General features: G+C 64.1%; 12 protein-coding genes. 8 read left to right on the top strand and 4 right to left on the bottom strand.

Annotation, left to right across the window (positions count from 1 at the left end; all coding sequences use genetic code 11):
- Window positions 1–76: 76 nt before the first annotated feature.
- The 3 genes from AC1DJW_RS01290 to mshA form a co-directional block, all read right to left on the bottom strand.
- The gene (locus AC1DJW_RS01290) at window positions 77–1,036 is read right to left on the bottom strand and encodes a DUF559 domain-containing protein (protein WP_459341117.1); all 960 of its coding nucleotides are present in this window, start codon (window positions 1,034–1,036) and stop codon (window positions 77–79) included.
- A gap of 137 nt (window positions 1,037–1,173) precedes the next feature.
- Entirely contained in the window at window positions 1,174–2,868 is a 1,695-nt protein-coding gene (locus tag AC1DJW_RS01285; protein ID WP_390278791.1) for a formate--tetrahydrofolate ligase, read from the bottom strand.
- A gap of 233 nt (window positions 2,869–3,101) precedes the next feature.
- On the bottom strand, window positions 3,102–4,346 hold the full coding sequence (mshA, locus tag AC1DJW_RS01280) for a D-inositol-3-phosphate glycosyltransferase (RefSeq protein ID WP_390278794.1): 1,245 nt from the start codon (window positions 4,344–4,346) through the stop codon (window positions 3,102–3,104).
- Between the two features lie 149 nt (window positions 4,347–4,495).
- On the opposite strand from mshA, the gene AC1DJW_RS01275 reads away from it, so the two are divergent.
- The 7 genes from AC1DJW_RS01275 (at window position 4,496) to tsaD (ending at window position 10,347) form a co-directional block, all read left to right on the top strand.
- Window positions 4,496–5,026 carry an N-acetyltransferase family protein gene (locus AC1DJW_RS01275; protein ID WP_476900542.1) on the top strand — a complete coding sequence of 177 codons (531 nt, stop codon included), beginning with the start codon at window positions 4,496–4,498 and terminating at the stop codon, window positions 5,024–5,026.
- Window positions 5,027–5,066: 40 nt separating this feature from the next.
- Window positions 5,067–6,173, top strand: coding sequence for a carbohydrate kinase family protein (locus AC1DJW_RS01270; RefSeq protein ID WP_459341119.1), 1,107 nt, complete (start codon window positions 5,067–5,069; stop codon window positions 6,171–6,173).
- A 95-nt stretch (window positions 6,174–6,268) separates the two neighbouring features.
- On the top strand, window positions 6,269–7,474 hold the full coding sequence (gene alr / locus AC1DJW_RS01265) for an alanine racemase (RefSeq protein WP_284756268.1): 1,206 nt from the start codon (window positions 6,269–6,271) through the stop codon (window positions 7,472–7,474).
- A 26-nt stretch (window positions 7,475–7,500) separates the two neighbouring features.
- Complete coding sequence (gene tsaE / locus AC1DJW_RS01260; protein ID WP_459341120.1) at window positions 7,501–8,076, top strand: tRNA (adenosine(37)-N6)-threonylcarbamoyltransferase complex ATPase subunit type 1 TsaE; 576 nt, start codon at window positions 7,501–7,503, stop codon at window positions 8,074–8,076.
- Window positions 8,076–8,747 carry a tRNA (adenosine(37)-N6)-threonylcarbamoyltransferase complex dimerization subunit type 1 TsaB gene (gene tsaB, locus AC1DJW_RS01255; RefSeq protein WP_459341121.1) on the top strand — a complete coding sequence of 224 codons (672 nt, stop codon included), beginning with the start codon at window positions 8,076–8,078 and terminating at the stop codon, window positions 8,745–8,747. The genes tsaE and tsaB overlap by 1 nt, the downstream gene beginning before the upstream one ends.
- Window positions 8,748–8,791: 44 nt before the next feature.
- Window positions 8,792–9,232: a ribosomal protein S18-alanine N-acetyltransferase gene (rimI, locus tag AC1DJW_RS01250; protein ID WP_390278950.1), complete on the top strand. Its 441-nt coding sequence runs from the start codon at window positions 8,792–8,794 to the stop codon at window positions 9,230–9,232.
- Window positions 9,229–10,347 (top strand): tRNA (adenosine(37)-N6)-threonylcarbamoyltransferase complex transferase subunit TsaD, encoded by a 1,119-nt coding sequence (gene tsaD / locus AC1DJW_RS01245; protein ID WP_476900541.1) that lies wholly within the window; start codon window positions 9,229–9,231, stop codon window positions 10,345–10,347. Before rimI ends, tsaD begins: the two co-directional genes overlap by 4 nt.
- A 49-nt stretch (window positions 10,348–10,396) precedes the next feature.
- Here the strand turns inward: tsaD and AC1DJW_RS01240 are convergent, their stop codons facing one another.
- Window positions 10,397–11,548, bottom strand: a complete 1,152-nt coding sequence (locus AC1DJW_RS01240; protein WP_390278803.1) for a glutamate--cysteine ligase — start codon at window positions 11,546–11,548, stop codon at window positions 10,397–10,399.
- A gap of 174 nt (window positions 11,549–11,722) precedes the next feature.
- Between AC1DJW_RS01240 and AC1DJW_RS01235 the strand changes: the two genes are divergently transcribed.
- Entirely contained in the window at window positions 11,723–12,883 is a 1,161-nt protein-coding gene (locus AC1DJW_RS01235) for a GTP-binding protein (RefSeq protein WP_476900540.1), read from the top strand.
- Window positions 12,884–12,940: the final 57 nt, after the last annotated feature.

Here is a 12,940-nt window from a genome sequence, read left to right as displayed (position 1 = left end):
TCACTTATATGTGAGCGGGCGTCTGTGGTTTAACCCTCGCTCACTTTAGGGGCGTGTTGGGCGGACGCTCGCTCACCTATACGGCGCTTGCAAAGCCGGATGCGACGGCGGGATCGACCCACGCTGATCGCAGTGCCTTCTTGATCTCCTTGGTTGCCAGTTCGAAACCATCTGCCAAATCGTCCTTGCGGAACACGAGGACGGTCCAGCCGGCTGCCTCGAAGGCTTTGTTCCGGCGTCGATCACTGAGTGTCTGGGCCTCAGCGAGGTGATGGCCGCCGTCGTACTGAATGGCGATCCGCTTTTGGCGGAAGCCCAAATCCGCCGACGGCGAGAACGGATCGTCACTTCGCAACTTGAGTTGAAGTTCGGGTTCTGGGATTCCGGCGTCCAGCATGGCCAAGCGAAGAAGCGACTCTGGCGCGGAATCCGCGCCCACGCGCATCAGTTCGAGCGCCTGCCTGGCACGCACGACGCCTTGTAAATTTGGATGTCGCTCTACTAGGGCACGCAGTTCTTCGAGGGTCGCAAACGGGGTCTCCCGTCCTTCCAGTGCCTGGCGGGGCACGCGGATCAGCTCGTCGCCCATACAGACGAGGTCGTTCAAAGGCAGGAGCCGGGCCATGTCCAGCCAAGTGCGGGGGCGCGTGCTGATCCGTATTCCATCAACGGATTCAACCTCGTCGGCGGCCGCCATCACCCTGTGCCCGATCACGCCTTTGCGGCGGGCTCCAGGCAACGATCGCGGCTTGCTGAGGTGCAGCTCCGTCGAATCGGCAAGCCAAGGCGGAAGGCAGGAACATCGAAGTCGCGCTGCCGTTACATGCGAGATCCAGGCGCCGGGCGTGGCTGCCGACAGCGCACGCGCTGCGGACTCAAGGTCGAAGTCCCAGCCGATCGGACGGTAGAGGCTACGGCTGACGCGTTCGACGTCGGCGCGAAGCAGGCGACCGCGCGGGACACCCTGGGCTTGGGCCTGGGCGAGCGTGAAAGGTCCAGAAAGCAGTTCAATGGGAAGGGCAGACTCGTTTCTCATACCCGCATTGTGGCGCAAAAAGGCGGGTGCCCGCAGAAGTTATCCACAGGCTCGGGATTCGGCTGTAGGTCTTGTAGTCCTCGGGGGGTGATAGGTGAGCGAGGGTTTCCCGAAAGTGCCACATACGTGAGCGAGGGTCAGAAGAGGCCCACCGGGTTGCCATGCTCATCGACGTCCATTCGCATCGCGGCGGGTTCCTTAGGTAAACCCGGCATCGTCATGACAGCACCCGTCAGAGCGACAATGAAGCCCGCCCCGGTCTTGGGAATCAGCTCGCGGACGTGGACCGTGAAACCCTTGGGGGCGCCCAACTGGGACGCGTCGTCGGTGAATGAATACTGCGTCTTTGCCATGCAAACGGGCATTCCGCTCCAGCCGTTTCTCCGGATGTCCGCGAGGCGCCTGAGCGCTGGGACCGAAAACTCCACACCGTCGGCACCATAGATTTCCTGCACGATCGTGCGGATCTTGTCTTCAATGGACAGGCCAAGGGGGTACAAGTGCCGGAAGTCCGACGGCGTTGCTGCCGCCACCGCCGCGGCGACCTTCGCCGCGAGCTCGTCACCGCCGTCGCCCCCTCCACCTCGGCCCCAGACGTCCGCCACTGCCGCCTGCACTCCCTCCTGGGCGCACCAAGCCAGCAACCATTCGAGCTCTTCGCTTGTGTCCGTCGCGAATTTATTGATTGCAACAACCGGTGTGACGCCAAACTTCTCCACATTGTGCACGTGCCGTTTTAAGTTCTCGACCCCAGCGGCGAGTGCCTCGACGTTGGGCTCCTTGAGCAGCTCCTTCGGGACGCCGCCCTGCATCTTCAGCGCCCTGATAGTCGCGACCACGACGACGGCGGACGGCGCCACGTCCGCGATGCGCGACTTGATGTCCATGTACTTTTCGGCACCGAGGTCGGCGCCGAATCCCGCTTCCGTGACAACAATGTCGGCGAGTTGTTGGGCCGTTCGTGTGGCGATGAGCGAGTTGCAGCCATGTGCGATATTGGCGAACGGGCCGCCGTGCACCAGGGCCGGCGTTCCTGCGATGGTCTGCACGAGATTCGGTTTGATGGCGTCCTTCAACAGCATGGTCAGGGCACCCTGGACGCCGAGATCGGCCACGGTGACCGGCTGACGGTCATAGCTGTATCCGAAAGTGATGCGGCCGAGGCGCTCGCGGAGGTCATCCAAGTCCGTCGCGAGGCAGAAGACGGCCATGATTTCGGACGCCACGGTTATGTCGAATCCGTCCTGTCGCGGCACTCCTTGAGCGGGCCCGCCCAAGCCGATGATGATCTCGCGCAGCGAGCGGTCGTTCATATCGAGAACCCGTTTGAAGGTCATGCGGCGTGGATCAATGTTGAGCTCGTTGCCTTGGAATATGTGGTTGTCCACGAGGGCCATCAGGGCATTATTTGCCGAGGTGATCGCGTGGAAGTCGCCGGTGAAATGCAGGTTGATCTGGTCCATGGGGAGAACCTGGGAATAGCCGCCCCCGGTCGCGCCTCCCTTCATGCCCAAGATCGGTCCAAGGGACGGTTCGCGTAGCGCGATCATCACGCGGTGACCGGCCCGCGCCAAGGAATCGGCGAGGCCTACCGTGGTTGTGGACTTCCCCTCACCTGCGGGCGTTGGGGACATAGCCGAGACGAGGACTACCTTGCCCGCGCGTTTGGCATCCGGGAGACGGAGCTTGGCGGGATCGATTTTCGCCTTGAACCGGCCGTACAGTTCCAACGCATCGACGTTGATCCCGGCACGCTCCGCGATCTCCTCGATGGGACGCATCGCCGCATTCTGGGCAATTTCAAGGTCGCTCAAGATCTTGTTTTCAGACATCCTTGTCCTCAAATCCGTGCGGAACACTGTGCGCGACAATCTATCAGGCGTGCCCCCATAGGTGAGCGAGCGTCGTCGGGATTGCCTTCATTGGTGAGCGAGCGTTTGGGGGATTGCCTTCATTGGTGAGCGAGCGTCGTCGGGAGGGGGCACATTGGTGAGCGAGCGTCGTCGGGAGGGGGCACATTGGTGAGCGAGCGTCGCCGGGAGGGGGCACATTGGTGAGCGGGGGTCTAGCTTGGGCGGACGAGGACAGCGCCGATGGCAGCGTGGTAGCTCTCGAGCGTGATGGCTGCCGTCCTCTGCCAGCCGAAGGACTCCGCGTGCACGGCGGCGGCACGACCCATATCTTCGCGGGTGCGGGGATCGTCGTACAGGGCTTCGATGACGTCGGCCCAGCGGGAGGGATCGTGGCCGTTAACCAAAATACCCGTCCGACCGTCGGCAAGAGCGCGGGACAGTCCACCCACGTTGGTGGCCACCACCGGAGTGCCGCAAGCCTGCGCCTCGAGGGCAACAAGCCCGAACGATTCGCTGAAGGATGGCATCAGCACGACGTCGGCTGACCGGAACCAGCCCGCCAGCTTGGGCGCCTTGACCGGCGCACGGTGCGTTACGACGTCGTCGAGCCCTGCGGCCGTAATGAAGGACTGTAGATTGAAGTCCTTGGCGCCGCTTAAGGCGCCAAGGATGGTCAGCTCGAGGTCGATGTCGGGCCGCCTCTTGCGGAGGATGCCGGCAGCCTCGATGAAGACCTGCGGGCCCTTGAGCCGTTGGATGCGTCCGGCGAAGAGCAAGTGGAAACTGCCCGGCCGCACACCAAGTTCGGCGCGGGACCGGGCCCGGAACGCTGGAGTGAACACGGTGAGGTCAACGCCGGGGGGTGCGATGTCGATATGGTCGAAATCGGCGTTGTAGTGCGATACGAGCTCCTGGGCTTCGGCGGGCGTATTGGCCACGAGGCGCGTGGCCCCATCCACGATCCGTTGTTCGCCGTCTTCACGCAGGCGCGGTTCAGGCCGCTCGCCGGATTCGAGCACCAAGTTCTTGACCTTCGCCATCGTGTGCATCGTGTGGATCAGCGGCACGTTCCACAATGCGGAGAGTTCCAGGCCGGCCACACCGGAAACCCAGTAGTGCGAATGGATGGCGTCGTAACGGCCGTGCGGTTGCCGTTGCCGGATCCTCTCGATTTCGGCAACCATGGCATGGAGGAGCTCGGGAAGTTCCTCCTTGGGCAGTTTCCGGGGCGGGCCTGCCAGGACGTTATGGACGCAGACGCCGGGACCGGGATGTTCGACGGCGGGCTGCCCGGCGGACGTCGAACGCGTGAAGATCTCCACCTCCACGCCAAGATCCGCCAACGCCATGGCCAGCGCCCGGACGTACACATTCATGCCGCCGGCATCGCCCGAACCCGGCTGCTCCATGGGGGAAGTGTGGAGTGACAGGAAGGCCACGCGACGGATCAACGACACCTCTACCTCCTGTATCCAACGCAATTCAACAAGCCCCGCAAAGCGATAAATCCTCTGCGTCCCAGCGAAAACACTACTCCTGACCTCCCTGGCATTGCAGCCGGACCAAGAGGGCCCGCTGCGCATGGCGGGCTGATACCGTAACGGACGTGAGCCACTCAAACAGCGAAGCAGGAACGCCGACGGCCGTTAAGTACGAGATCAGGCCCGCCGAGGAAAGCGACTGGCCCGGGATCTGGGCCGTCCTGGAACCCGTGATCCGGGCAGGGGAGACATTCACCTGGGACCGCGACACCACCGAAGAAACGGCACGGGGCAAATGGTTCAAGGAGGCGCCCGGCCTGACCTTCGTGGCAGTGCGCGACGGCGAAGTGCTGGGTACCGGTGAACTGCACGCAAACCAGGGCGGCGGCGGAAGCCATGTGGCCAACGCCGGCTACATGGTCCATGCCGACCACGGCGGGCAGGGAATCGCTCGAGCGCTGTGTGCCTATTCCTTGGTTGCCGCCCGGGATTCCGGGTTCAAGGCCATGCAGTTCAATGCGGTCGTCGAGAGCAACGTCCGCGCGGTGGGCCTGTGGCAGTCCATGGGCTTCCGCATCATGGCGACGATCCCCGAGGCCTTCCAACGTCCGACCCTTGGCTACGTGGGGCTGCACGTCATGTACCAGGAGCTCTAAGAGCTTTGCACAATCGTGGCTGCGGCGTAGTCTGCCGTGCATGGACGCAACGCCCAGGACTGGATTCGATCCCCTCGCTGCCATCCGCGGGGCTGAGCAGGAAGACGGGGTCGATTCAGGGTGCGATCTTCTGCTGACAGGCACAGTGTTCCAGGACATCATCTTTACCGGACTGGACCGAAGCCCTGAACCAGGGACCGAAGTGTGGAGCCAAGGCATGGGGACCTGCCCTGGCGGCGTGGCCAACCAAGCCATCGCGGCTGCCCGGCTTGGGCTGCGGACCAGCCTTGCGGCGGCCTTCGGGGATGACGGATACGGGGACTTCAACTGGCGCATCCTGGAAAGCCAGGAGCATGTTGACCTTTCCCTGTCCAGGCGGTTCGAGGGCTGGCATTCCCCGGTCACCGTCTCCTTGTGCGTCGATCAGGACCGTTCCATGGTCACCCACGGCCACCCCTCGCCCATGAGCGCGTCCGAACTGATTGGCGATCCGCCCAAGGCGCTCGCCGCCGTCGCGGATCTCGCCGAGGAGCCGGAGCCATGGATGTTGGCGGCGCGGAAAGCCGGCGTCAAACTCTTCGGCGACGCAGGATGGGATCCGACCGGGGCGTGGTCGTCGAAGCGGCTGGACCAGCTCAGCAATTTCTACGCCTTCATGCCGAACCAACGGGAGGCGATGGCCTTTACCGGCAAGGACAACCCTTGGTCTGCGCTCTACACGCTCGCCGACCGCGTTCCGGTGGCTGTAGTGACGTTGGGTGCGCAGGGAGCCATGGCCGTGGATTCCGAAACCGGTGAGGAGGAATGGGTGCCGTCCCTTCCCGTGACGGCGTACGACCCCACGGGAGCGGGCGACTGCTTTGGTGCGGCGTTTGTAGTGGGCTGCCTGGCCGGGTGGCCTTTGGGAGACCGGCTCCGTTTTGCCAATCTTTGTGCCTCGCTGGCGGTGCAGGAAGTGGGTGGCTCGCTGGCTGCGCCTGGTTGGGGAGACATCGCCGATTGGTGGCAACGAGCCAACGCCCGCAGGGAGCGGCAGTCCAGCCAGTGGCTCAAACGGTTCGCCTTCCTCGAGGACATTGTGGAGGACGTCCCGCCCGGGGCCCAACGTCGTGCAACAGCCACGATCGCCCACAACTCCGACGCCTGAGCGGCGCTCACTCGCCGGACAAGCCGCTCACCCTGCTGGACAACCCCTACACCCCCAGTCAACCCGCACGCCGCCGCGGCACTAGAATCGTGAGGGTGACTTACGAAGCAGCTGCCAGTTTCGAGCCCTCGACGAAATCGGGTTCGGCAACGGTCCTCGAACGATCAGCCGTCATTGACCTGGACGCCGTCCGGCACAACGTACGCCAGTTCGTGGCCATCGCCTCGCCTGCAAACGTCATGGCCGTGGTCAAGGCCGACGCCTATGGGCACGGCGCAGTGCAGGTGGCGCGGGCAGCCCTTGAAGCCGGCGCCCGATGGCTCGGTGTTGCCCATATTTCGGAGGCTTTGGCGCTACGCGCTGCCGGAATCGATGCCCCCATGCTGGCTTGGTTGCACACCACCCAAAGCAACTTCCAAGCGGCGGTCGCCGCCGGCGTCGACGTCGGGATATCCGGCTGGGAGCTGGACGCGGTGGTCGCCGCGGCGCGCGAACAGGAGCGGCCGGCCCGTATCCATCTCAAGGTTGACACCGGTCTGGGCCGCAACGGCTCCACCATTGCCCAATGGGACAAAGTGGTGGGCCAGGCCATGGAATACCAGGACGAGGGCCTCCTGCGCGTTGTGGGTATCTTTTCGCACTTGGCCGTGGCCGATGAACCCCACCGTCCCGAGACCGACGAGCAGTTGGCGGCCTTCCGGGAAGCGATTGCCGTGGCCGAGGACGCCGGAGTGGACACCGAAGTCCGGCATCTCGCCAACACTCCCGCCACGCTTTCGCGCCCGGATGCCCACTTCGACCTCGTCCGCGTGGGGCTCGGCCTTTACGGATTGTCCCCTTTCGAAGGACAAAGTTCTGCGGAACTTGGTCTCCGCCCCGCCATGACGGTGCGCACCCTCGTTTCCAATTGCAAGCGCGTGCCCGAAGGCCAAGGGGTGTCCTACGGACTCAACTACCGGACTTCCAGCGAGAGTGCCTTGGGCCTGATCCCGCTCGGTTATGCCGACGGCGTGCCGCGGGTCGCCACCGGCGGACCGGTGCGGGTCAGCGGGGTCAACTACCCCGTTGTGGGCCGGATCGCCATGGACCAGATGGTCATCGACCTTGGGAATGCGGTGACGGACGAAGCCGGTTGGCTGGGTGCCGAAGCCGTCATGTTTGGTGACGGAGCCGACGGCGGCCCGACGGCGGACGACTGGGCTGCCGCCGCGGGAACCAACAACTATGAGATTGTCACCCGCATCAGCCCGCGCGTGCCGCGCATCTACGTCAATGAGACTCCGGCGGCGGATGCGCGGTGAGCGGGGCTTCGATTGATAGGACCCCGTTGAGTGCGGCATTGTGGGAACGGACCGTCAAGGTCGCGACGGCGGAGCAGACGCACGCGTTGGGCTCGGCGCTCGCCGGGGTCCTTGAGCCGGGCGACCTGCTCGTCCTGACAGGCGAACTCGGTGCCGGCAAGACTACCTTCACGCAGGGACTCGGCGAAGGACTGGGCGTCCGTGCCGGCGTCATCTCGCCCACGTTCGTCCTGGTGCGGATTCACCCCAACCTGCCCGACGGGCCACGCCCCGGAGGCCCGGATTTGGTCCACGTTGATGCTTACCGGCTGGCGTCCGCCGCGGAAATCGACGACATCGACCTCGAAAACACGATGGACAACTCAGTGACGGTTGTCGAATGGGGGCGCGAGCGCGTGGAACACCTGTCGGAAAGTCGCTTGGACATCGAGATGCACCGGACGGTGGGCGGCGCGGATTCGACGGTCGCCAGTGCGGCCACGACCCAGGATGCTGTGCTGGACTTCGACCCGGAGGACGACGACGAACCGCGCACTATCGTTTTCCGCGGCTTTGGCCCTCGGTGGAGCGCCGTGCCGGAATTACTGGAGGAGAACGCCTGATGCTGATTTTGGCCATTGATACTTCGGCCGTGGCGAGTGCGGCGCTCATCTCGGACGATGCCCTGGAAGGCGTGGTGGAGTCCTTCGCCACGGAGGACACCCGCAGCCATGCCGAGGTGCTGGCGCCCGGCATTGAGAAACTCCTGGCCGACGCCGGCGTCAGCGGCGCCGACATCGACCTCATCGTCACGGGCGTTGGCCCAGGACCATTCACCGGGCTTCGTTCAGGGATTGCAACCGCCCGCACTTTGGCATTTGCGTGGAAGAAGCCGCTTTTCGGTCTGATGAGCCTGGACGCGATCGCTTTGGAAGTGGCCGAATCAACGGAGGCGCAGGCGGAGTTCCTCGTGGCCACGGATGCCCGTCGCAAGGAGGTCTACTGGGCGCGCTACACGCTTAACGATAGCCAGCTCCCGCAGCTCGTGGACGGTCCGCACGTCGGTTTCGCATCGGAGTTGCCCGATCTCCCGGTCTTTGGTGCCGGCGGAGGCATCTATGCGGACGTGGTCAACGCGAACGAGGAATTCAGCAGTACCCAGCCCGACGCCGCCTCGTTGGGCCAGTTCGCCATGGCCCTCTTGGCAGCAGGCGCGGAGCTGCCGGATTCCACACCCTTGTATTTGCGGGAATCCGACGCGCAAGTGCCGGGCCCGAGGAAGCGTGCCCTGTGAACCCCTCGTACCAGTTCAAACTCGACGGCGTGACCTTGCGCGACATGACCGCTGACGACGTCACCGCCGTCGAGGTCCTCGAACGTCGGCTCTTCCCGGTGGATGCGTGGCCGATGCAGATGTTTTTCGATGAACTTGCCCAGGTTGATACCCGCCGCTACGTGGTTGCCGAATCCGACGGCCAGATTGTGGCCTACGCGGGGCTCATGTGCATCGAGCCGATCGCCGACGTCCAGACGATCGCTGTCGTGCCCGAATTCGAAGGCAGGGGAATTGGCTCCGCCATCCTCACGGAACTGATCGAAGAGGCCCGACGGCGCGGCGCGGTGGAAGTGCTCCTGGAGGTCCGTGCCGACAATCCGCGCGCGCAGGCCTTGTACGTGCGGTTCGGCTTCGAGCAGATCCATGTGCGTCGGCGGTACTACCGCGACGGTACGGATGCCCTCATCATGAGGCTGACATTGACTGAAGGAATTCCGGCATGAACCGCTCCCACACCGTCCAGCCGCTCGTGCTGGGGATCGAGTCCTCCTGCGACGAAACCGGCGTAGGGATTGTCCGTGGCACCACTTTGCTGACCAACACGGTGTCTTCCTCGATGGACGAGCACGTCCGCTTCGGCGGCGTCATTCCGGAGATCGCTTCGCGTGCGCACCTGGACGCTTTTGTTCCCACGCTGCAGGAGGCCTTGCACGAGGCAGGGGTCACGCTGGACGATATCGACGCCATCGCCGTGACCTCCGGACCTGGCTTGGCGGGCGCGCTCATGGTGGGTGTTTGCGCGGCCAAGGCACTTTCTGTTGCCACGGGCAAGCCGCTCTATGCGATCAACCACTTGGTGGCGCATGTCGGCGTCGCGCTCCTTGACGGGGGTCCCGGCGCCGCCGGCGGCACTGGGGGACCCGGTTCGGGCGGCCGGCTGCCGGAAAATCTCGGTGCGTTGCTGGTCTCCGGCGGGCATACGGAAATCCTGCGCATCCGCAGCATCACCGACGACGTCGAAATGCTCGGCTCCACGATCGACGACGCCGCGGGCGAGGCCTACGACAAAGTGGCGAGGCTCCTGGGCCTTGGCTACCCGGGCGGACCGGCCATCGACAAACTCGCCAAGGAAGGCAACGCCAAGGCCATCAGCTTCCCGCGCGGCCTGACGCAACCCAAGTACATGGGAACCACGGAGGAGCCGGGACCCCATCGCTACGACTGGTCCTTCAGCGGGCTCAAGACCGCCGTCGCGCGCTGCGTTGAACAGTTCGAAGCGCGCGGTGAGGACGTTCCCGTTGCCGATATCGCCGCTGCATTCCAGGAAGCGGTAGTGGACGTGATCACGTCCAAGGCTGTCCTGGCGTGCAACGAGAACGGGATCACGGACCTCCTGCTGGGCGGCGGCGTTGCAGCCAACTCCCGGCTCCGTGAGCTGACAGGGCAACGCTGCAGCTCTGCCGGGATCACCTTGCATGTGCCGCCGCTGCCACTGTGCACCGACAACGGCGCCATGGTTGCTGCCTTGGGCTCGCAGCTCATCATGGCGGGAATCGCTCCTAGCGGCGTCGCGTTCGCTCCGGATTCTTCCCTACCGGTGACCACGGTATCGGTGTAGGCGCCGGAGTCCGGCTGCATGCTGGACAGCAGGGCTAAGCGGTCTGAGGCTAGGCGGTCGGAACGGACCGCATTTGCTCAACGAGATCCTGGACAACCGCGTGGAGATCGCCGTCGTGCTGCGCGGCGACGCGGCGCTGGCGCTGGTAGCCTGCTCCGCGGGCGATGATCTTTTCGACGTCGGCCAGTTCCTTGGAGCAACCCAGCTTTTCAGCGACAGGCGCCAAGCGCAGCAGCGTTTCCTTCAGGTGCTCAGTGACGAGCTGCTCATTTCCTTCGGCGTCGAGGATGATGATCGCTTCCATGCCGTAACGGGCGGCGCGCCACTTGTTTTCCTGGATGTGCCACGGCGGCATGGTGGGAATGCTGCCGCCGTTGTCCAGGATCGTGGAAAACTCGTCCACCAGGCATTGGGTCAGGGCCGCAACAGCGCCGACTTCCTCGAGGGTGGCCAGGCCGTCGCAAATGCGCATCTCGATGGTGCCCAGATTCGGCACCGGACGGATATCCCAGCGGATCTCAGACAGGGTATCGATGACTCCGGTAGTGAACATGTCCTGGACGTAGGACTCGTATTCGGCCCAGCTGGGGAACTGGAAAGGCAATCCTGCCGTGGGCAGTTGCTGGAACATGAGGGCGCGTTGTGACGCATAGCCAGTGTCTTCGCCGCCCCAGAACGGGCTCGAAGCGGACAATGCCTGGAAATGCGGGAAGTAGTTGACCAAGCCATCGAGGATGGGGAGCGCCTTGTCCCTTCGGTCCAGGCCGACATGGACGTGCACCCCGTAGATGACCATTTGCCGTCCCCACCATTGGGTGCGGTCGATCAATTTGGCATAGCGTTCTTTGTCCGAGACCGGCTGAAGCTGAGGCGGGCTGAAAGGATGGCTTCCGGCGCAGAAAAGCTCCACGCCCATGGGGTCGGTGACTTCCCTGACGGCCCGCAGGGACCGGGCCAGGTCTTCCTTGGCTTCCTTGACGGTGTTGCACACGCCCGTGACAAGTTCCACGGTGTTCAAGAGCAGTTCCCGTTTGATGTGCGGATGCTCGTCGTCTTCGTTCAAGTCCGGATGCCGCGATGCCACGCCCCGCAGGACCTCATTCGCAACGGAGACCAATTCGCCGGTGCGTGCGTTGACGAGCGCGAGCTCCCATTCCACCCCCAGGGTCGACTGCCTGGATGAAGCGAAATCAATCTGCACGTGGGTCCCCTCGGTATTTGCCAAAAACGCCCTGAGCAATGCCCGCCGTGGGGCCGTCAGCGGTTGGCTCAAGTCTAATGCAGGGGCGGTACGGTACCGCATGATGGGAACCGCGAGGTAAAACAGGAAATCAACTTTTGCTAATGAGAATTATTTGCATCTATGATAGTTGACATGCATCTTTCTGTTGTGAGCTCACTGGACAGCCAATGCCGCGAAGCAGCCACCGCCAGGCTTGGGCGGACCCACCGCGATTCGGTGGTGGTCCTTCACGACCTCCTGGACGGTTCCGTCGTTTTGCGGAGGGTTTTCCGCGACGGCGAACTGGTGGAGCGGGCACAAACCGTCTTGGAGCACGGTTGCCTCAGCTGCACGGTCCGCCTTGATGTTGTCCCGACGGCGGAACGCCTCGCGTCCTCCGGCCATGACCACATCGTCCTGGGCCTGCCACCGGGTGTCTCCGTGGAGATGGCGGTGGCCGAACTCAAACGGGGCCTTGAGCGGCCTGCCCTCATTGACAACGCCGTGTTGGCGATCGATCCCTCCGGCCTGGAAGACCATATCTGGGACAAACACACCCTGTATGAATCCGGCTTCACGGCCATGCCCGAAGATGACCGCACCAGCGGAGAATTTCTCATTGGGGAATTGAGCCACGCGGATACTGTCATGGTGCACGCCGGTCTGGGGGCAGAGCTCACCGGCTTGCGCCCGGACTCAAGCGAGGCCTGGACCCACGGCGTGGAACTTCTTGGGCAGCTTGCGCCGCACGCAGCCATTTCCGCGGGCGACGACGACTTCCGGCCCGGCTGCTACGACGGCGCCGAGGCTCTCGCGAGACTCCGTCGTGGTTCCGTGAGGGTGCCGCTCGAGGAGGAGTCGGGGAGTTTCCGGACAGTGCTCCACAAAGTGGAGCGTCCGCTTCATCCGGGGCGCTTCCAGGAGGCGCTCCCCAAGTTGGCCGAGGGATGCCACTGGATGCGGGGCCGCTTGTGGATTGCTTCGGCGGCCAAGGTTCGGATCGCGGTGCAGGGAATCGGGCCGCGTGTTTGGCTCGAGAGCACTGGCGAGTGGCTTGCGGACGCCGGCGCCGGCCCTGTCCTCGACGGCAAAGGGCTGCAGCACGGAAAGGCACTCCACGACGTCGACGCCGTTCTCGACTGGCACCCCCGCTTTGGTGACCGCGGCACTGTGCTGGCCGTGACCGGACGAGGGGAGGACCTCGACGCCGCGGAAATCCGGGCCCTGCTGGACAGTTGTGCACTGAGCGAAGCGGAGCTGCGGCACGGCTTCGCTGGACTCGAGGACCCTTTTGAACTCGAATCCACCCTTTAGCCGAGCTCCAGCCTCGGTGGAACAAAGCCCGAATCAAACAAGTCAAAACCCGAGAAG

The organism is Arthrobacter sp. 05L417 (genome assembly GCF_056397865.1).
Note: the sequence above shows the minus strand (reverse complement) of the source record. Positions and strands in the feature narration are given on the sequence as shown.

Bases quoted from the DNA above. Each gene is read 5' to 3' on its own strand.
- AC1DJW_RS01235 (WP_476900540.1), top strand. From the start codon at position 11,723: ATGCATCTTTCTGTTGTGAGCTCACTGGACAGCCAATGCCGCGAAGCA.
- AC1DJW_RS01285 (WP_390278791.1), bottom strand. From the start codon at position 2,868: ATGTCTGAAAACAAGATCTTGAGCGACCTTGAAATTGCCCAGAATGCG.
- AC1DJW_RS01270 (WP_459341119.1), top strand. From the start codon at position 5,067: ATGGACGCAACGCCCAGGACTGGATTCGATCCCCTCGCTGCCATCCGC.
- tsaB (WP_459341121.1), top strand. From the start codon at position 8,076: ATGCTGATTTTGGCCATTGATACTTCGGCCGTGGCGAGTGCGGCGCTC.
- rimI (WP_390278950.1), top strand. From the start codon at position 8,792: ATGACCGCTGACGACGTCACCGCCGTCGAGGTCCTCGAACGTCGGCTC.
- tsaD (WP_476900541.1), top strand. From the start codon at position 9,229: ATGAACCGCTCCCACACCGTCCAGCCGCTCGTGCTGGGGATCGAGTCC.
- AC1DJW_RS01290 (WP_459341117.1), bottom strand. From the start codon at position 1,036: ATGAGAAACGAGTCTGCCCTTCCCATTGAACTGCTTTCTGGACCTTTC.